Source organism: Pseudomonas brassicacearum, assembly GCF_003732175.1.
GTDB classification, from domain to species: domain Bacteria; phylum Pseudomonadota; class Gammaproteobacteria; order Pseudomonadales; family Pseudomonadaceae; genus Aquipseudomonas; species Aquipseudomonas brassicacearum_G.
Genome location: NZ_MOBI01000009.1, coordinates 97,648 through 116,418, shown reverse-complemented (window position 1 = coordinate 116,418; position 18,771 = coordinate 97,648). Strand labels below are relative to the sequence as shown.

The 18,771-nt window shown below is 60.2% G+C and carries 11 protein-coding genes; 6 read left to right on the top strand and 5 right to left on the bottom strand.

Features of this window, described 5'->3' with window-relative positions; genetic code table 11:
* The first annotated feature begins 126 nt into the window (after window positions 1–126).
* Complete coding sequence (locus BK658_RS08545; RefSeq protein ID WP_123581938.1) at window positions 127–966, top strand: 23S rRNA (adenine(2030)-N(6))-methyltransferase RlmJ; 840 nt, start codon at window positions 127–129, stop codon at window positions 964–966.
* Window positions 967–1,093: 127 nt separating this feature from the next.
* Here the strand turns inward: BK658_RS08545 and msrA are convergent, their stop codons facing one another.
* From msrA to aceE, 5 genes are all read right to left on the bottom strand, one after another.
* Window positions 1,094–1,741 carry a peptide-methionine (S)-S-oxide reductase MsrA gene (msrA, locus tag BK658_RS08535; protein WP_123581937.1) on the bottom strand — a complete coding sequence of 216 codons (648 nt, stop codon included), beginning with the start codon at window positions 1,739–1,741 and terminating at the stop codon, window positions 1,094–1,096.
* Window positions 1,742–1,818: 77 nt separating this feature from the next.
* Entirely contained in the window at window positions 1,819–4,512 is a 2,694-nt protein-coding gene (locus tag BK658_RS08530; protein WP_123581936.1) for a sensor domain-containing phosphodiesterase, read from the bottom strand.
* A gap of 234 nt (window positions 4,513–4,746) precedes the next feature.
* Window positions 4,747–6,141, bottom strand: a complete 1,395-nt coding sequence (locus BK658_RS08525) for an alkaline phosphatase D family protein (protein WP_123581935.1) — start codon at window positions 6,139–6,141, stop codon at window positions 4,747–4,749.
* Between the two features lie 335 nt (window positions 6,142–6,476).
* Window positions 6,477–8,429 (bottom strand): dihydrolipoyllysine-residue acetyltransferase, encoded by a 1,953-nt coding sequence (gene aceF / locus BK658_RS08520; RefSeq protein ID WP_123581934.1) that lies wholly within the window; start codon window positions 8,427–8,429, stop codon window positions 6,477–6,479.
* An 11-nt stretch (window positions 8,430–8,440) separates the two neighbouring features.
* Window positions 8,441–11,086: a pyruvate dehydrogenase (acetyl-transferring), homodimeric type gene (aceE, locus tag BK658_RS08515; protein WP_123581933.1), complete on the bottom strand. Its 2,646-nt coding sequence runs from the start codon at window positions 11,084–11,086 to the stop codon at window positions 8,441–8,443.
* A 382-nt stretch (window positions 11,087–11,468) separates the two neighbouring features.
* Between aceE and glnE the strand changes: the two genes are divergently transcribed.
* The 5 genes from glnE to rfaP all read left to right on the top strand — a co-directional run bounded on the left by glnE (window position 11,469) and on the right by rfaP (window position 18,689).
* A complete protein-coding gene (glnE, locus tag BK658_RS08510; RefSeq protein WP_123581932.1) occupies window positions 11,469–14,408 on the top strand; it encodes a bifunctional [glutamate--ammonia ligase]-adenylyl-L-tyrosine phosphorylase/[glutamate--ammonia-ligase] adenylyltransferase in 2,940 nt (979 codons plus the stop codon).
* A 256-nt stretch (window positions 14,409–14,664) separates the two neighbouring features.
* The gene (gene waaF / locus BK658_RS08505) at window positions 14,665–15,699 is read left to right on the top strand and encodes a lipopolysaccharide heptosyltransferase II (protein WP_123581931.1); all 1,035 of its coding nucleotides are present in this window, start codon (window positions 14,665–14,667) and stop codon (window positions 15,697–15,699) included.
* Between the two features lies 1 nt (window position 15,700).
* Window positions 15,701–16,762 (top strand): lipopolysaccharide heptosyltransferase I, encoded by a 1,062-nt coding sequence (gene waaC, locus BK658_RS08500; protein ID WP_123581930.1) that lies wholly within the window; start codon window positions 15,701–15,703, stop codon window positions 16,760–16,762.
* Window positions 16,762–17,886, top strand: coding sequence for a glycosyltransferase family 4 protein (locus BK658_RS08495; RefSeq protein ID WP_123581929.1), 1,125 nt, complete (start codon window positions 16,762–16,764; stop codon window positions 17,884–17,886). The genes waaC and BK658_RS08495 overlap by 1 nt, the downstream gene beginning before the upstream one ends.
* On the top strand, window positions 17,883–18,689 hold the full coding sequence (gene rfaP / locus BK658_RS08490) for a lipopolysaccharide core heptose(I) kinase RfaP (protein ID WP_123581928.1): 807 nt from the start codon (window positions 17,883–17,885) through the stop codon (window positions 18,687–18,689). Before BK658_RS08495 ends, rfaP begins: the two co-directional genes overlap by 4 nt.
* Window positions 18,690–18,771 lie beyond the last annotated feature (82 nt).

Genomic DNA, 18,771 nt, shown 5'->3' with positions numbered 1-18,771 from the left:
GAGGCATTCCCACGCGGAGCGTGGGAACGATCATCAGGCGATTATGGTTTGTCTGCCCGCTCAGCTGCGAACCCCTGACGCTGGGCGCGGTACAAGGTAAACTTCGCCTCCTTCGCAGGAGCAGCCATGAATTATCGTCACGCCTTCCACGCCGGCAATCACGCCGATGTGTTCAAACACCTGACCTTGACCCGCCTCATTGCCTTGATGTCGCGCAAGGAGCAGCCGTTTGCCTATCTCGACACCCACGCCGGCATTGGTCTGTATGACCTGCAGGGCGATCAGGCGAGCCGTACCGGTGAATACCTGGAAGGCATCGCACGCTTGTGGGGCGAGCAGGATCTGCCGCCGCTGACCGCCGATTACATGCGCGTCTTGCATGAGATGAACCCGGATGGCGAGTTGCGCTACTACCCTGGTTCGCCTGAGCTGGCGCGGCGTTTGACCCGTCCGCAGGATCGGGTGTTGCTCAACGAAAAACACCCGGAAGACGGGTTGCTGCTCAAGGACAACATGAAGGGCGATCGCCGGGTCAAAGTGCACCTGGGCGAAGGCTGGCACGTGCCGCGGGCATTGTTGCCGGTGCCGGAGAAGCGTGGGTTGATGCTGATTGATCCGCCGTTCGAGAAGCTCGACGAGATGCAGCGTTGTGCCGCGTCGTTGAAAGAAGCGATTGGCCGGATGCGTCAAACCGTGGCGGCGATCTGGTACCCGGTGAAGGACCAGCGCATGCTGCGTCGTTTCTACCAGGACCTGGCCGGCACCGGTGCGCCGAAGTTGCTGCGCGTGGAATTACTGGTGCATCCGCTGGATACGCCGAACAGCCTGAACGGTTCCGGGCTGGCGATTGCCAATCCGCCGTGGGGGCTTGAGGAAGAGTTGCGCGAGTTGCTGCCGTGGCTGTCGAAGAAACTCGGTCAGACCCAGGGCGGGTGGCAGATGGATTGGTTGATCGCTGAGAGCTGATTGATCGCTCCCATGCTCTGCGTGGGAGTGCCTCAATGGACGCTCCGCGTCCGCTTTTGCAAGCGTGACGCAGAGCGTCACTGGCTGCATTCCCACGCAGAGCGTGGGAACGATCATCAATAGATGTTCAAATCGGGCAAGTCACGCCCGTACCGCCAATCCCGCAATACCCCTCAGGGTTCTTGGCCAGGTACTGCTGGTGGTAGGCCTCGGCGAAGTAGAACGTCGGAGCTTCTTCGATTTCGGTGGTGATGGTGCCTTTGCCGGCCTTGGTCAGTTCGGCCTGGAACACTTGCTCGCTGTGCTTGGCGGCTGCCAGCTGAGTTGGGTTAGTGGCATAGATCACCGAGCGATACTGGGTGCCGATGTCATTGCCCTGACGCATGCCTTGGGTCGGGTTGTGCAATTCCCAGAACATCTTCAGCAGCTCTTCATAGCTGACTTTTGCCGGCTCGTAGACCACCAGTACCACTTCGCTGTGGCCGGTCAGGCCCGAGCAGACCTCTTCGTAAGTCGGGTTCGGGGTAAAGCCGCCAGCGTAACCCACTGCCGTACTGACTACGCCTTCACGCTGCCAGAACTTGCGTTCCGCGCCCCAGAAGCAGCCAAGCCCGAAGATTGCGAAATCCACATCGGTGACGAACGGGCCCAGCAGCGGGGCGTCGAGGACGAAGTGTTTTTCCGGCACGGTCATCGGAGTTTCGCGGCCAGGCAGACTTTGTTCTTTAGTCGGGAGCACGTTTTTGTTCACCAGAATTTCCGAGCGCAGAACCATGATCAGTCCTCTCAGTCAGGTTGGGATGAGCGATATACGCAATAAGACCCACAGTGTGCCCGAGTGTTACAGCGCTGTCAGGCGATTGGGCCACGCGGATAGCGTTTCAGCTTCTCGATCAGCTCGGCGCCCGGGATCGGTCGGTCGAACAGGTAGCCCTGGCCGACGTCGCAACGGTGGCGACGGAGGAACGCCAGTTGTTCGGCGGTTTCGATGCCTTCGGCGACCACTTTGATCTTGAGGTTATGGGCCATGGCGATCACGGCCGAGGTGATTTCCATGTCGTCCTGGTTGTCCGGGATTTCATGGATGAAGCTGCGATCGATCTTGATGATGTCGATCGGGAATTTTTTCAGGTAGCTGAGCGATGAGTAACCGGTGCCGAAGTCGTCCATGGCCAGGGTCAGGCCCAGGCGCTTGAGTTGGTCGAGCTGCAAGTGCGTATCTTCGGTGGCTTCCAGCAGCAGGCCTTCGGTCAGTTCCAGCTCCAGCAGGCGCGCGGGCAGCTGTTCTTCCTTGAGGATGTTGGCAATCGACGACACCAGGTCCGGATCGGAAAACTGCTTGGGCGACAGGTTGATCGCCACCTGCAAATTGCCCAGCCCGGCGGCGGTCAGCTCTTTGCTCATGCGACACGCCTGGCGGGCAATCCATTTGCCGATGGGAATGATCAGGCCGGTTTCTTCGGCGACGCTGATGAACTGATCCGGGCGGATCATGCCCTTTTCCGGATGGTTCCAGCGCAGTAACGCTTCCATCCCCAGCAAGCGGCCGGAGCGCAGGCACAGCTTGGGCTGGTAGAACACGTCCAGCTCATTCTGGGTCAGGGCGCGGCGCAGGTTGTTTTCCACGAACAGTTTGTAGCTGGCCTCGGCATTCAGCGCTTCGGTAAACACCTGGACCTGATGTTTGCCGTTGGCCTTGGCCTTGTGCAGCGCGAGCCCCGCGTTACGCATCAGGGTCTGCGGATCGCGGCCGTGCAGCGGTGCGCAAGCCAGCCCCACGGAACCCGTGACGCTGATCAACTGGTTGTCGACGAACATCGGTTTATCCAGCGTCATCAACAATTGGCTGGCGATCTGTTGGCCGGCTTTAAGGCTGGTGTCGTCCAGCAGCACCGCGAACTCGTTACTGGCGAAACGCGCCAGGCTGCCGCTCGGGCTCAGGCTGTTGCGCAGCCGCCGGGCCAGGCTGATCAGCAGTTTGTCGCCGGTCTGGTGGCCGAGGCTGTCATTGATCCGCTTGAAGTTGTCGATGTCCACCAGTAGCAGGCAGATCGGGGTGTCGCTGTCGCGGGCGAAACGCTCGTCGAGGTTGCGGATGAACGCCGGACGGTTGCCCAGGTTGGTCAGGTTGTCGGTGTAGGCCAGGCGCTCGATACGTTGCTGGGCGAGCTTGGTCTGGGTGATGTCTTCGTAGATGCCGATGTAGTGGGTCAGTTCACGGTTGTCGCCGTAGACCTTGGAGATCGACAACTGGCCCCAGTAGGGTTCGAGGTTTTTGCGCCGGCTCTTGAACTCGCCTTGCCAGCTGTTGCTCTTGGCCAGGCTTGAGGGCGCGTCGAACAGCAGTTCGCTGAGGTTCTCCAGCGCCGGCAGTTCCGACAGCCGATGGCCGTGGACTTCTTCGGTGCTGTACTGGGTGATCGCGGTGAAGCTCGGGTTGACGTACTCGACCACACCGTCGCAATTGACCAGTAAGAAGGCGTTGGCGCTTTGCTCGACCGCGCGCTGGAACAGGTGCAGGGCGCTGGTGGCGGTGCGGCGGTTGTGGTTGTTGATGACCTGGGCGAATTGGTCGGCCAGCTCGCCGGCGAAGGCGATTTCGTCCGACTGCCAGGCGCGGGTCATGCCGGTTTGCTCCAGGCACAGCACGCCGACTACCTGACCATCGACACGGATGCTGGCGTCGAGCATGGCATTGATGTCACGCGGGCGCAGGCTCTCGGCCATGCTTCGGGTGCGCGGGTCGCGCATGGCATTGTGGGCGTCGATTGCGCGGCTGGTGTGCAAGGCTTCCAGGTAATCCGGGAAGTTGCTGGCGTCAATCACGTCCGGTAACCAGTACTCTTGAGAGGCGCGGTGGTAGGCGGAAATCGGTACCAGCTTCTGGCCTTCGAGGTTCCACAGGCTCGCGCAGTCGATTTCGTAGATGTCGCAGGCGCTGCGGGTGATCAGTTCGGCGGCTTCTTGCAAGGAGTTGCCGGTGCTGTAGCGCTGGCGGGCGAGCAGCAGGATCAGGTCTTGCTGGGCGCGAACGCGATCCAGGTGCAGCAGTTGTTCCTGCTGGGCGCGCTGGTTCAGTTCCAGGGCAATCTGCAGGCGCGAGTTCTGGGTTTCCAGGTCCAGCGCCGGTAGCAGCGGATCATCGGTAAACAAACCGTCGACCACCAGCAGATAGCCACGTAGCAGGTGGCGATTGTGTTGTTTATAGGCTTCGCCCAATTCGAGCAGGCTGAGGGAGCCTTGGGCGGTGTGCAGCGTGTAGCGGACCAGATAATGCGGGCTTGCGGTCAATTGTTGCTGGATCGCATCGTGCAGCTGATAGCGCGCTTCGGGCTCCATCAGGCTCGCATAGGGTGAGCCGACCAGAGCGCAAAGCTCGACGGCGGGCAAACCGAACTGGCGTTCGCAATTTGGGTCAAGGAACAGCAGCGCCCAGCTTGGTTCATTCAGCCGTTCGAAACGCAGCATGCCGAGCCGCGAGGGCACGGGCAACTGCGTCACTACCTCGGCCACCATACGGCTGGCGGCATCGGGATGGCTTTTCATGGAAGAAACTCGCTTCGAAAATGCTGATCGCGCCGGGCTCGCGCCCTCTTTACTGTTGCCTGCGGCAAGGTTGCATCATGCTGCACTGACTGACAAGTAAGGATGAAGGCTAAGTGCTATAAGACTGTATCGGCGAGGCCGGGGTTTTCTCCAGCGAGGGTCTGAAAGTAATGCGGTAGAGCGAAAAGATCACAGCCTTGTAGGAGCTGCCGAAGGCTGCGATCTTTTCCAGGCTTAACGCAATTGAATATTTGTCGATTGCACCTGATTGCCCTCCCGGTCGTGATAACCGACGCGAATCTGCTGTGCGTCGACCACCAGATGCGCAAAGTTATCCTGGCTGACCACATTACTGGTCAGTTGGTGGTGATAGTCGCCCGCGGCGGTCCGCACCAGTGGCTGGTCGAGTACGAAGGTCGAGGCTTTGGCGTAGGGCAGCAGTGCGCTGTTGCACAGAGGCGACGAGACGATGGTGTGAACCTCGAAGTCCGGGTCTTCGCTGTGACTCAGGCGGCTGGTGAGCGAACCATGAACATCACCGGAAACGATGATGACGTTCTTGATCTTGTGGGTCCGGATGGTTTCCAGCAGACGCAGGCGCTGCTCGGGAAAGGCTTGCCAGGCGTCGTCGCCATAGTGCTTGCGGTCGGGGTAGAGCATCACGCTGGTGACCACGAACTTGACCCGTGCCGGGCTGTTGATCAGCCATTTGAACAAGGCTTGTTCCTGCTCCGCATCGAGGATGCGTCGGTCATCGGCCGCCAGCGTGCGTCGGGTTCGACTGTCGGTCACGAACCATTCGATATCCCCTTCGGAAAACTGATACCAGTAATGTTTTAGTTCGCGGCTGGGTTGCCCGTTGGGCAGTAATTCATGAACAGGGCTATGACTGGCCTGATATAACTCATACGCGGCCATTGCGTTGGTGTAGAGGAGTTTGTCGTCTGCGCTTTCGTTGACGGGCCAGTTGTCTTCTATTTCGTGGTCATCGAGGATCATGTAAGTCGGAAGGGATGTCATTAACTTCTGAATGTGTGGCTGGGAAAAGGCGGCTCGATACTTGCCGAGAATTTCCGTGTACTCCCGGTCGGGGGCGATAACATTCAGGTCATCCAGGTAAACCTGGTCACCCGTCATCAACAAGGCGCTGATCGGTGGCGATGATTGTTCAGCCAGGGCGCCGATGGCGGCAAAAATCCGGTCGCCCTTGGCGGGTGCCGACGGCTCGCCCGCTGTCATGCGCAGGTAGCGGCATGAGCCAACGATATAGCCACGTGCTGCAGTGGTTTTGCTTGAGACGGTGCGAAAGCGGTAGATCTCTTTCGGCCATTGCAGGGGGAGCTCTTGCACCGTTTCCACGGTGTGTACCGGGCTCATGGTACTGAACCAGCCAGCCTGGTACTCGTAGGCGGTATCGGCGTCGAGGTTGTTGAGCGCAATAACGTCGGACAGGTCGCGAAGTGCTGTTAAAGCAACAAACTGACCGGTGGGCCAGTGTGTATCACCGGCGCGGCGATAACGTATCCCCGCAAAGACCGGGGCAGTGTTTTCTATATCGCCGCGTAAAAAAATGCGCGCATGGTTAGTTGTCGTATGGCCAATAATCGGGCCGACAGTCGGTTTAAACATTTTCGAATCCGTTCGAAATGCAGCGGTGAAAGTTATAGTGTTTTGTAAAAGCAGTCAGTGTGCTTTGTTGGCACCATCCTATTGTTCGCTGGGTAATAAATATTGATAGGTAAGTGGACATTGGCTGTAGCTTGAATAAGCCGCGAAAGTAGTCTCGACTGTTATCGACGGTAGGAATACATACAGCGCTTGATCGAGCGTTGACGCATGCTGAAGTGGTCGGGTGTTTTGCGAGCAAAAAAAGCCCCGCCAAATTGGCGGGGTTGAGGTACGAGCGTGGCGCTCGGAAAACGTGGAGCACGAGTGGCCCTCCGGTGAAGGAGGGCCGCTCGGTCTTACAGCAGAATGGTGCGGATGTCGCCCAACAGGTCGCTCAGACGCTTGGTGAAGCGTGCAGCAGCGGCGCCGTTGATCACACGGTGATCGTAGGACAGCGACAGTGGCAGCATCAGTTTCGGCTGGAAGGCTTTACCGTCCCAGACTGGCTGGATGGTTGCCTTGGAAACACCGAGGATCGCCACTTCCGGCGCGTTGACGATCGGCGTGAAGCCGGTGCCGCCAATGTGCCCGAGGCTGGAAATCGTGAAACAGGCGCCTTGCATCTCGTCCGCCGAGAGCTTCTTGGTCCGGGCTTTTTCAGCCAGGGAAGCGGCTTCGGCAGCCAGTTGCAGCAGGCTCTTCTGGTCGACGTTCTTGATGACCGGTACCAGCAGGCCTTCAGGGGTGTCGACGGCGAAGCCGATATTCACGTATTTCTTGCGGATGATCGCTTTGCCGCTTGGCGCCAGCGAGCTGTTGAAGTCCGGCAGCTCCTTGAGCAGGTGCGCGCAGGACTTGAGCAGCAGTGGCAGTACGGTCAGCTTGACGCCAGCCTTCTCGGCCACGGCTTTCTGTGCGACACGGAAAGCTTCCAGCTCAGTGATGTCAGCCGAATCGAACTGGGTCACGTGAGGCACGTTCAGCCAGCTGCGATGCAGGTTGGCGGCGCCAGCCTGCATCAGGCGAGTCATCGGCACTTCTTCGATTTCACCGAAGCGGCTGAAGTCCACGACCGGAATCGGCGGGATGCCCGCGCCGCCGGTTGCGCCGCCAGCGGCCGGTGCTTCCTTGGCCTTCTGCATCATGGCTTTGACGTAAACCTGCACGTCTTCTTTCAGCACGCGACCGTGTGGGCCGCTTGGGCTGACCGCGCTCAGCTCGACGCCGAATTCACGGGCCAGTTGGCGCACCGCAGGACCTGCGTGAACCTTGGCGCCAGGCTTGGCTGGAGCAGCGGCCGGGGCAGCTGCAGGTGCGGCCGGAGCCTGAGCGGCAGGTGCCGCAGCAGGCGCGCTCGGAGCAGCAGCGGCTGGAGCCGGGGCTGTAGCAGGTGCCGCGCCTTTGACTTTCAGCTTCAGGATCAGGTCGCCGGTACCGACTTCGTCATCCAGTTTGATGGAAACGCTTTCCACCACGCCAGCGGCAGGCGATGGAATTTCCATGCTCGCCTTGTCGGATTCCAGGGTGATCAACGACTGGTCGGCGGCAACGGTGTCGCCAGCCTTGACCAGTACTTCGATGATCTTGGCCTTACCCGCCGAACCGATGTCCGGGACGTGGATGTCCTGAACGCTGTCGGCAACCGGTGCAGCCGGAGCCGCAGCGGCTGGTGCTGGAGCAGTGGCAGCAGGCGCAGCAGCCTGGGCGGGAGAGGCAGCAGGGGCCGCAGCACCCGCCACTTCCAGATCCAGAATCAGATCGCCCGTGCCGACTTCGTCGTTGAGCTTGACGCTGATGGCCTTGACCACGCCAGCGGCAGGCGAAGGGATTTCCATGCTGGCCTTGTCGGATTCCAGGGTGATCAGCGACTGATCAGCCTCGACGGTGTCGCCGACCTTGACCTGGATCTCGATGATCTGGGCCTTTCCCGACGAACCGATGTCCGGCACGTGCACTTGCTGAATGCTGGCGGCAGCCGGCGCGGCAGCAGGTGCCGCCGGCGCAGGTGCAGCAGCCGGTTTGGCTTCAGCTTTGGCAGCCGGCGCAGCGGCAGCCGCAGGGGCCGCAGCAGCGGCACCTTCGACTTCCAGTTCCAGCAGTTCGTCGCCTTCTTTCAGGCGATCGCCCAGCTTCACTTTCAGGCTTTTGATAATGCCGGCCTTGGGTGCAGGCACTTCCATGCTCGCCTTGTCCGATTCCAGCGTCAGGATGCTCTGATCGGCTTCGATACGGTCGCCGACCTTCACAAACAGTTCAATTACTTCACCTTCACCGCTGCCGATGTCAGGTACGCGAATGAGTTCGCTCACAGAGTCTCTCCTCAGCAGTCCAGTGGGTTGCGTTTTTCCGGGTTGATACCGAACTTGACGATGGCTTCAGCCACCACCTTAGGTTCGATGTCACCACGGTCAGCCAGTGCTTCAAGGGCTGCCAACACCACGAAATGACGGTCGACTTCGAAGAAATGACGCAGTTTCTTGCGGCTGTCGCTGCGGCCGAAACCGTCGGTGCCCAGCACTTTGAATTCCTTGGACGGAACCCACTGACGGATCTGCTCGGCGAACAGCTTCATGTAGTCGGTCGACGCGATGACCGGACCTTTACGGCCGATCAGGCAGTCTTCAACGTAGCTGCGCTTAGGCTTCTGGCCAGGGTGCAGACGGTTGCTGCGCTCTACGGCCAGGCCATCGCGACGCAGTTCGTTGAAGCTGGTAACGCTCCACACGTCAGCGCCGACGTTGAACTCTTCACGCAGAATCTTCGCCGCTTCACGAACTTCACGCAGGATGGTGCCGGAGCCCATCAGCTGAACGTGGTGCGCCGCTTCGCGGTTGTCTTCTTCGAGCAGGTACATGCCCTTGATGATGCCTTCTTCCACGCCGGCCGGCATGGCTGGCTGCTGGTAGGACTCGTTCATCACGGTGATGTAGTAGAAAACGTCCTGCTGCTCTTCGGTCATCTTCTTCATGCCGTCCTGGATGATCACCGCCAGCTCGTAGCCGTAGGTTGGATCATAGGTGCGGCAGTTCGGGATGGTAGCGGCCAGAATGTGGCTGTGACCGTCTTCGTGTTGCAGGCCTTCGCCGTTCAGCGTGGTGCGGCCGGCGGTGCCGCCGATCAGGAAACCACGGGTACGGCTGTCGCCAGCGGCCCAGGCCAGGTCGCCGATACGCTGGAAGCCGAACATCGAGTAGAAGATGTAGAACGGCAGCATCGGCTGGTTGTGGCTGGAGTACGAAGTACCGGCGGCGATGAAGGAGCTCATGGCGCCTGCTTCGTTGATGCCTTCTTCGAGAATCTGGCCCTTCTTGTCTTCTTTGTAGAACATCACCTGGTCTTTATCGACTGGCTCGTAGAGCTGGCCGACGGACGAGTAGATGCCCAACTGACGGAACATGCCTTCCATACCGAAGGTACGGGCTTCGTCCGGGATGATCGGAACGATGCGCGGGCCGATGTCCTTGTCCTTGACCAGCTGCGCGAGGATCCGCACGAAGGCCATGGTGGTGGAAATTTCACGGTCGCCCGAGCCGTCGAGGATAGCCTTGAGGGTATCGAGCGATGGCGTCGGCACGCTGAAGCTCTGCGCGCGGCGCTGTGGCACGAAACCGCCCAGTGCAGTGCGGCGCTCGCTCAGGTAGCGGGCTTCGGCGCTGTTTGGCTCCGGTTTGAAGAACGGCAGGTTTTCCAGTTCTTCGTCTTTGACCGGAATGTCGAAGCGGTCACGGAACAACTTCAGGCTGTCGACATCGACTTTCTTGGTGTTGTGCGCGGTGTTTTTCGCTTCGCCGGCACCGGTGCCATAACCTTTGATGGTCTTGGCCAGGATGACGGTCGGTTGTTCTTTGTGGTTGACCGCTTCGTGGTACGCCGCGTAGACCTTGTACGGGTCGTGGCCGCCACGGTTGAGCTTCCAGATCTCGTCGTCGGACAGATCGGCAACCATCGCCTTGAGTTCTGGCGAGTTGAAGAAGTGTTCACGCACGAACGCGCCGTCTTTGGCTTTGTAGTTCTGGTACTCGCCGTCGATGACTTCGTCCATCCGGCGTTGCAGGATACCGTCGACGTCTTTGGCCAGCAGTGGGTCCCAGAAACGGCCCCAGATGACTTTGGTCACGTTCCAGTGAGCACCGCGGAACACACCTTCGAGTTCCTGGATGATCTTGCCGTTGCCGCGAACCGGGCCGTCGAGGCGCTGCAGGTTGCAGTTGATGACGAAGATCAGGTTGTCGAGCTTCTCGCGGCCAGCCAGCGAGATCGCGCCCAGGGATTCCGGCTCGTCGCACTCGCCGTCGCCCAGGAAGCACCAGACTTTTTGCTTGCCTTCGGGGATGAAGCCACGGGCTTCCAGGTACTTCATGAAGCGTGCCTGGTAGATCGCCTGGATCGGGCCCAGACCCATGGATACCGTCGGGAACTGCCAGAAGTCAGGCATCAGCCAAGGGTGCGGGTAGGACGACAAGCCCTGACCGTCGACTTCCTGGCGGAAGTTGTTCATCTGGTCTTCGGTGATGCGGCCTTCCATGAATGCACGGGCGTAAACGCCTGGCGAGGTATGGCCCTGGAAGTAGATCAGGTCGCCGCCGTGTTCGTCGGTCGGGGCCTGGAAGAAATAGTTGAAGCCAATGTCGTACAGGGTTGCGCTGGAGGCGAAGCTGGAGATGTGACCGCCCAGGTCAGAATCTTTCAGGTTCGTACGCATCACCATGGCCATCGCGTTCCAGCGTACCAGCGAGCGAATGCGGCGTTCCATGAACAGGTCGCCAGGCATGCGTGCTTCGTGGGTAACGGGAATGGTGTTGCGGTATGGCGTGGTGATGGCGTAAGGCAATTGTGAACCGCTGCGGGTTGCGAGTTCGCCCATACGGGTCATCAGATAGTGAGCACGGTCTTCGCCTTCTTTGTCGAGAACCGATTCCAGGGCGTCCAGCCATTCCTGGGTTTCGACGGGATCGAGGTCTTGCATGGCTTGCTCCAGGGCGGAAAGGCTTCCAGAATCGGTTGCCTGAGTTAGCGACTGGCCTTGTGGGCAGACGTTATAAATTCTTGGAATGCCGGAGGTTGATTCGGCGGCGTGTAGTTTTACTACAAATCGTCGGCCATTTCAGCCTTTCGAATGTATATACGAGTAGTAAAACTACAGAAGACGGGCGTGTGGCCTCCTGCTGCGTTGTGAGAATAATCGTTACTGTTGGTCTTTAGTTAACCGAGATAGGTGGAAGTTTGATGCTGGCTGCCAAAAAAACCGAAATTTCAGCTATTTCTAACTTTTGTTCGACAGTCCTTTGCGTAGTGCATTTCACTTATTCACTACAGACAGCCCTTTCTACGCCGATCAAGGATAGACCATGAGCCTTCCTTCGCTTGCCGAACTGCCGGCCATTCTGCTTCCGCTTGCCAGCCGCGCCGAGCAGTCGTTCCGTGCCGCTGTTGCCCTGTTTGACGATGATCATGGCCTGTCGAGCTGGTCGCCAGAGCGCTGGGCAGCGTTTGCCCGAGTGACAGCGGCCAGCGATTTTGTCATTGAGCAGAGCCTGCGTGACCCTTTGATGTTGCTTGAGCTTGTGCAGTCCGGCGAACTCGACCGACGTTTCACTGCCGGTGAATTGTGCGCACAGATCGCCGCCGCTGTGCAGACGGCCACCACCGACGATGAGTTGGGCCGCGTATTGCGCCGTCAGCGCAACCGTCAGCAAGTACGAATCATATGGCGCGACCTGACCCGCCAGGCCGATCTGATCCAGACCTGCCGTGACCTCTCGGACATGGCTGATGCGAGCATCGATCAGGCTTATCAATGGTTGTATCAGCGCCATTGCCAGCAGTTCGGTACGCCCACCGGGCGGCGCAGCGGCGAACCGCAGCAAATGGTCATCCTCGGGATGGGCAAGCTTGGCGCAGTGGAACTCAACCTGTCGTCGGACATCGATCTGATCTTCGCTTACCCCGAAGGTGGCGAAACGGTTGGCGTGAAGCGTGCGCTGGACAACCAGGAATTCTTCATTCGTCTGGGCCAGCGGTTGATCAAGGCGCTGGACCCGATGACCGTCGACGGTTTTGTCTTCCGTGTCGACATGCGCTTGCGGCCGTACGGTTCGGCCGGCGCGCTGGTGCTCAGCTTCAACGCACTGGAGCAGTACTACCAGGACCAGGGGCGAGACTGGGAGCGTTACGCAATGATCAAGGCGCGGGTAGTGGCCGGTGATCAGGCGGCGGGTGCGCAATTGCTCGACATGCTTCGGCCATTCGTTTACCGGCGATATCTGGATTTCTCGGCCATCGAAGCACTGCGCACCATGAAGCAGCTGATTCAGCAGGAAGTCCGGCGCAAAGGCATGGCCGACAACATCAAGCTCGGCTCTGGCGGCATTCGCGAAGTTGAATTTATCGCGCAGGCCTTTCAGCTGATTCACGGGGGGCGCGACCTGAGTTTGCAGCAGCGTCCTCTATTAAAAGTACTCAGCACGCTCGAAGGGCAAGGTTACCTGCCGCCGGCAGTGATCAGCGAGCTGCGCGAAGGTTATGAATTCCTGCGCTACACCGAGCACGCGATCCAGGCGATTGCCGACCGGCAGACGCAAATGCTCCCGCATGATGAGCAGGATCAGGCGCGCATTGCCTTTATGTTGGGTTTTGCCAATTGGACAGCGTTCCATGAGCAACTGATGTACTGGCGCGGCCGGGTCGACTGGCACTTCCGTCAAGTGATCGCTGACCCGGATGAAGAGGACGGCGAGGAGAGCGAAGTGGTGGTCGGCGGTGAATGGTTGCCGCTCTGGGAGGAAGCCCAGGATGAAGAGGCCGCTTGCCGTCAGTTGGAAGAGGGTGGTTTTGTCGACGCGCCCAAGGCCCTGAAAACGCTTGCCAGCTTGCGCAGCAGTCCGCAATTGCGGGCGATGCAACGTCTGGGGCGCGAACGGCTCGACGCCTTTATTCCGCGTTTGCTGGCGCAAGCGGTTGAACACGCTAGCCCGGACCTGGTGTTGGAACGCGTGTTGCCGTTGGTTGAAGCGGTGGCTCGGCGCTCGGCTTACCTGGTGCTGCTCACCGAGAACCCCGGTGCGCTACGGCGGCTGATGACCTTGTGCGCGGCCAGCCCGTGGATTGCCGAACAGATCACCCGTTTTCCGTTGTTGCTCGACGAACTGCTCAACGAGGGGCGGCTGTTCAAGCCACCGTTGGCGCCGGAGCTGGCCGCCGAATTGCGCGAGCGGCTGACGCGGATTCCCGAGGATGATCTCGAACAACAGATGGAAGCCTTGCGGCACTTCAAGCTCGCGCACCGCCTGCGGGTGGCGGCCTCGGAAATTGCCGGCAGCCTGCCGCTGATGAAAGTCAGCGACTACCTGACCTGGCTCGCCGAAGCCATTCTGGAGCAAGTGCTGGCCCTGGCCTGGCGTCAGACGGTCGCCAAGTACGGCTCGCCGCAGCGTTGCGACGGAACCTTGTGCGACCCGGGGTTCGTCATTGTCGGTTACGGCAAGGTCGGCGGTCTGGAGCTGGGGCATGGTTCGGACCTCGACCTGGTGTTCATCCATGATGGTGATCCGCAAGCAGAAACCGACGGTGCGAAACCGATCGACGGCGCGCAGTTCTTCACCCGGCTGGGGCAGCGGATCATCCATTTGCTGACCACCCAGACCAACTCCGGCCAGCTGTACGAAGTCGATATGCGCCTGCGCCCTTCCGGTGCGTCGGGGCTGTTGGTCAGTTCGTTGGGGGCATTCGAGCGTTATCAGGAAAACGAAGCCTGGACCTGGGAGCATCAGGCGCTGGTGCGGGCGCGGGTGCTGGTCGGCAGCCAGGATGTCGGCCAGTCTTTCGAAAAAGTCCGGGCGAAGGTTCTGGGCCGGGCACGCGATTTGCCCAAGCTGCGCCAGGAAGTCAGTGAGATGCGCGCCAAGATGCGCGACAACCTGGGGAGCAAGGGCACCGCTGCCGGGACCGCGCCAAACGCCTTTGAAGCCACTGCGCCGTTCGACCTCAAGCAGGACGCCGGTGGTATCGTCGATATTGAATTTATGGTGCAATACGCCGCGTTGGCGTGGTCTGACACGCACCCTTCGCTGCTCCGCTATACGGATAACATCCGCATCCTGGAAGGTCTGGAGGAAGTCGGGTTGATGCCCGCCGAAGACGCCAGCCTGCTGCGTGAGGCCTATAAAACCTACCGCGCGGCGGCTCATCGCCAGGCCCTGCAGAATGAGGCCGGGGTGATTCCGGGGGACCAGTTTGTGGCCGAGCGACGCGAAGTGTTGCGGATCTGGCGCGAGCTGGGGTTAAGCTGAAACAGGGAACTTGAAACACCAAATCCCCCTGTGGGAGCGAGCCTGCTCGCGATAGCGGATGGTCAGTCACTATTGATTTCGAATGTGAGGGCCTCATCGCGAGCAGGCTCGCTCCCACTAGATCTGCGGTGTTTTGTAGAAAAATGCTCCGACGAGCCTCTGCCGGCTCGTCCAAATGACCTCGCCGCCAAGGCTACAGGTGTTGGATTATCGAGGCGGGGAGGCTTATGCCTCCCTTATTCGTTTGTGGATAACTATGAAAATTCTGATCGTTGGGCCCAGTTGGGTCGGTGACATGGTGATGGCGCAGACACTCTTTCAGTGCCTGAAACAGCGTCATCCTCAGTGCGAAATCGACGTGCTGGCCCCCGAGTGGAGTCGGCCGATCCTTGAACGTATGCCCGAAGTGCGTCAGGCCTTGAGCTTTCCGCTCGGCCACGGCGTGCTGGAGCTGGCAACGCGGCGGCGGATCGGCAAGTCCCTGGCCGGCCAGTACGATCAGGCGATTTTGCTGCCCAACTCGCTGAAATCGGCACTGGTGCCGTTCTTTGCCCGCATCCCGAAACGCACCGGTTGGCGTGGCGAGTTCCGTTACGGCCTGCTCAACGATGTGCGCACCCTCGATAAAGAGCGTTACCCGCTGATGATCGAGCGCTTCATGGCGCTCGCCTATGAGCCGGGCGCCGAGTTGCCCAAGCCGTATCCGCGCCCGAGCCTGCAAATCGACCCAAGCAGCCGCGACGCTGCGCTGGCCAAATTCGATCTGGCCCTTGATCGTCCGGTGCTGGCGCTGTGCCCGGGTGCCGAGTTCGGCGAGTCCAAGCGCTGGCCGTCGGAGCACTATGCCAAGGTCGCCGAAGCGAAAATCCGCGAAGGCTGGCAAGTCTGGCTGTTCGGTTCGAAGAACGATCACGCGGTCGGCGAAGACATTCGCTCGCGACTGATTCCGGGCCTGCGTGAAGAGTCGGTGAACCTCAGTGGCGCCACTTCGCTGGCCGAGGCCATCGACTTGCTGTCCTGCGCCGATTCGGTGGTGTCCAACGATTCCGGCCTGATGCACGTCGCGGCAGCGCTGAACCGTCCGCTGGTGGCAGTCTACGGCTCGACGTCGCCGGGCTTCACGCCGCCGCTGGCCGAGAAGGTCGAGATCGTTCGCCTGGGTATCGAGTGCAGCCCGTGTTTCGATCGTACCTGCCGTTTCGGTCATTACAACTGCTTGCGCCAGCTCACGCCGCAATCGGTGAACGAAGCGTTAGAACGCCTGCAAGGCGCTCCGGTCGAGGTCCGTTAAGTTGCGGGTACTGTTGATCAAGACTTCCTCGTTGGGCGATGTGATTCATGCGTTGCCGGCGTTGACCGACGCGGCACGGGCGATCCCGGGCATCAAGTTCGACTGGGTGGTGGAAGAAGGTTTCGCCGAGATCCCGACCTGGCACCCGGCGGTTGGCAAGGTGATTCCGGTGGCGATCCGTCGCTGGCGCAAGAACCTCTGGCAAACCATCAAAAGCGGTGAATGGAAACGCTTCAAGCAAAGCGTTCGCGCCACCCAATACGACCTGGTGATCGATGCCCAGGGGCTGCTCAAAAGTGCCTGGCTGACCCGTTACGTCCGCGCGCCGGTAGCCGGGCTGGACAAGAACTCTGCTCGTGAGCCCATTGCCGCGCGGTTTTATTCCCGACGTCTGGCGGTAGCCCGTGGGCAACACGCCGTGGAACGACTGCGTCAGTTATTCGCCGTGGCGCTGGGCTACGACCTGCCGCAAGGGTTGGGCGACTATGGCCTGAACGTCGAGCGGTTGGTCGAGCTGCCGCGCAAGAATCCTTACGTGCTGTTTCTGCACGGCACTACGTGGGACACCAAGCACTGGCCGGAAGCTTATTGGCGTGAGTTGGCCGAACGCATGGGCCACCTCGGCATGGCGGTGAAACTCCCATGGGGCAACCCGGTCGAAAAGGCCCGGGCTGAGCGCATCGCCAAGGGGCTGCGCAATGCCGAAGTGCTGCCCAAATTGAACCTGGCCGGCGTCGCCAAAGTGCTGGCCGGTGCGCAAGCCTGCGTGGCGGTAGACACCGGCCTCGGTCATCTGGCCGCTGCGCTGGACGTGCCGACGATATCGTTGTTCGGCCCGACCAATCCGGGCCTGACCGGTGCCTATGGCAAAAGCCAGGTGCACCTGGCGAGCGACTTCCCGTGCGCGCCGTGCCTGCAAAAAAAATGTGCTTACCAACCGACGGCTGAAGATCAGCGTCGATTCGATCTCAAGCGCGAGTGGCCGCTGTGCTTCACTCGCCTGAACCCCGAGCGTGTCGCGAGCCGATTAAGCACGTTGTTACTGGCTGAGGAGCTGCGCTGATGCAATTGGCTTTTGTCCTTTACAAATATTTCCCGTTTGGCGGACTGCAGCGCGATTTCATGCGCATTGCCCTGGAATGTCAGCAGCGCGGGCATCAGATCCGCGTCTACACGCTGATCTGGGAAGGCGATGTGCCGCCGGGTTTCGAAGTGCTGGTGGCGCCGGTCAAGGCGATCTTCAACCATCGGCGTAACGAAAAGCTGAGTGCCTGGATGGAAGCCGACCTGGCCAAGCGTCCGGTGGACCGGCTGATCGGCTTCAACAAAATGCCGGGGCTCGACGTCTACTATGCTGCGGATGGTTGTTTCGAGGACAAGGCGCAGACCCTGCGCAATGCCCTCTACCGTCGCTGGGGCCGCTACCGGCACTTCGCCGAGTACGAGCGCGCGGTGTTCGCCAAAGATGCGAAAACCGAAGTGTTGATGATTTCCGAAGTCCAGCAGCCGCTGTTCATCAAGCATTACGACACACCGCTTGAACGCTTCCACCTGCTGCCACCAGGCATTGCCCTGGACCGTCGTGCGCCGGCCAACGCGGCTGAAATTCGTGCTGAATTCCGTCGCGAATTTTCCCTGGCTGACGATGACTTGTTGCTGGTGCAGATCGGGTCCGGGTTCAAGACCAAAGGTGTCGATCGCAGCCTCAAGGCGTTGGCCGCATTGCCAGCGGAACTGCGTAAACGTACCCGGCTGTTTGTAATTGGCCAGGACGACCCCAAAGTATTCCAGCTACAGAGTGCCACGTTGGGGCTCGGCGATAACGTGCAGTTCCTCAAGGGCCGCAGCGATATCCCGCGTTTCCTGCTCGGTGCCGACCTGTTGATCCACCCGGCGTACAACGAAAATACCGGGACGGTATTGCTTGAAGCGCTGGTGGCCGGTTTGCCAGTGCTGGTCAGTGCGGTGTGCGGTTATGCGCATTACATCGCTGAGGCCGACAGTGGCCTGGTGCTGGACGAACCGTTTGAACAGGCGCAACTCACGCAGTACCTGACGACCATGTTGAGCGATGATGCAGCGCGTGCGGCCTGGAGCCGTAATGGCCTGGCCTTCGCCGACACGGCCGATCTCTACAGCATGCCGCAACACGCGGCAGATGTGATTCTGGCGGAGCAGCACCGATGAAGTTGATTCTTGCCGAACCGTTCAAGAGCCTCTGGGCCGGGCGCGATGCGTTCGATGAAGTCGAAGGCCTGAAGGGCGAGGTGTACCGTGAGCTCGAAGCGCGCCGGACCCTGCGCACCGAAGTGGCCGGGAACGGCTTCTTTGTGAAAATTCACCGTGGCATTGGCTGGGGCGAGATCTTCAAGAATCTGCTCACCGCCAAGCTGCCGGTACTCGGTGCCGGCCAGGAATGGCGGGCCATCCAGCGTTTGCAGGAAGTCGGTGTGCCGACCATGACCGCCGTAGCTTACGGCGAGCGCGGCAGCAACCCGGCGGACCAGCACTCGTTCATTGTCACCGAAGAGCTGGCGCCGACTGTCAGTCTGGAAGACTTCAGCATCGATTGGGTCAAGCAGCCGCCGGAGCCAAAACTCAAGCGCGCGCTGATCGCCGAAGTGGCGCGCATGACCGGCATGATGCACCGTGCCGGGGTCAACCACCGCGACTGCTACATCTGCCACTTTCTGCTGCACACCGATAAACCGGTGACAGCCGACGACTTCAAGCTCTCGGTGATTGATTTGCACCGCGCCCAGACCCGCCGGGCGATCACCCGGCGCTGGCGTAACAAGGATCTGGCGGCGTTGTATTTCTCGGCGCTGGATATCGGCCTGACGCGTCGCGACAAGCTGCGTTTCCTCAAGGGTTACTTCCAGCAACCCTTGCGCCAGATTCTGCGTGAAGAGGCGTCGTTGCTGGCGTGGCTCGAGGGTAAGGCCAACAAACTGTATGAACGCAAGCAGCGCTATGGAGATGCGCTCTGATGGTGGGGATGGAACCTGAAACGGCTGTGCCGCCAAGAGTCTCGACTCAAGGCCTTCGACACGCGCCGGAACCGGCGGATCG

Excerpts from the sequence above, each read along its gene's own strand:
- BK658_RS08525 (WP_123581935.1), bottom strand. The coding sequence starts at position 6,141 with ATGTTTAAACCGACTGTCGGCCCGATTATTGGCCATACGACAACTAAC.
- BK658_RS08545 (WP_123581938.1), top strand. The coding sequence starts at position 127 with ATGAATTATCGTCACGCCTTCCACGCCGGCAATCACGCCGATGTGTTC.
- BK658_RS08530 (WP_123581936.1), bottom strand. The coding sequence starts at position 4,512 with ATGAAAAGCCATCCCGATGCCGCCAGCCGTATGGTGGCCGAGGTAGTG.
- glnE (WP_123581932.1), top strand. The coding sequence starts at position 11,469 with ATGAGCCTTCCTTCGCTTGCCGAACTGCCGGCCATTCTGCTTCCGCTT.
- msrA (WP_123581937.1), bottom strand. The coding sequence starts at position 1,741 with ATGGTTCTGCGCTCGGAAATTCTGGTGAACAAAAACGTGCTCCCGACT.
- rfaP (WP_123581928.1), top strand. The coding sequence starts at position 17,883 with ATGAAGTTGATTCTTGCCGAACCGTTCAAGAGCCTCTGGGCCGGGCGC.
- aceE (WP_123581933.1), bottom strand. The coding sequence starts at position 11,086 with ATGCAAGACCTCGATCCCGTCGAAACCCAGGAATGGCTGGACGCCCTG.
- BK658_RS08495 (WP_123581929.1), top strand. The coding sequence starts at position 16,762 with ATGCAATTGGCTTTTGTCCTTTACAAATATTTCCCGTTTGGCGGACTG.
- waaF (WP_123581931.1), top strand. The coding sequence starts at position 14,665 with ATGAAAATTCTGATCGTTGGGCCCAGTTGGGTCGGTGACATGGTGATG.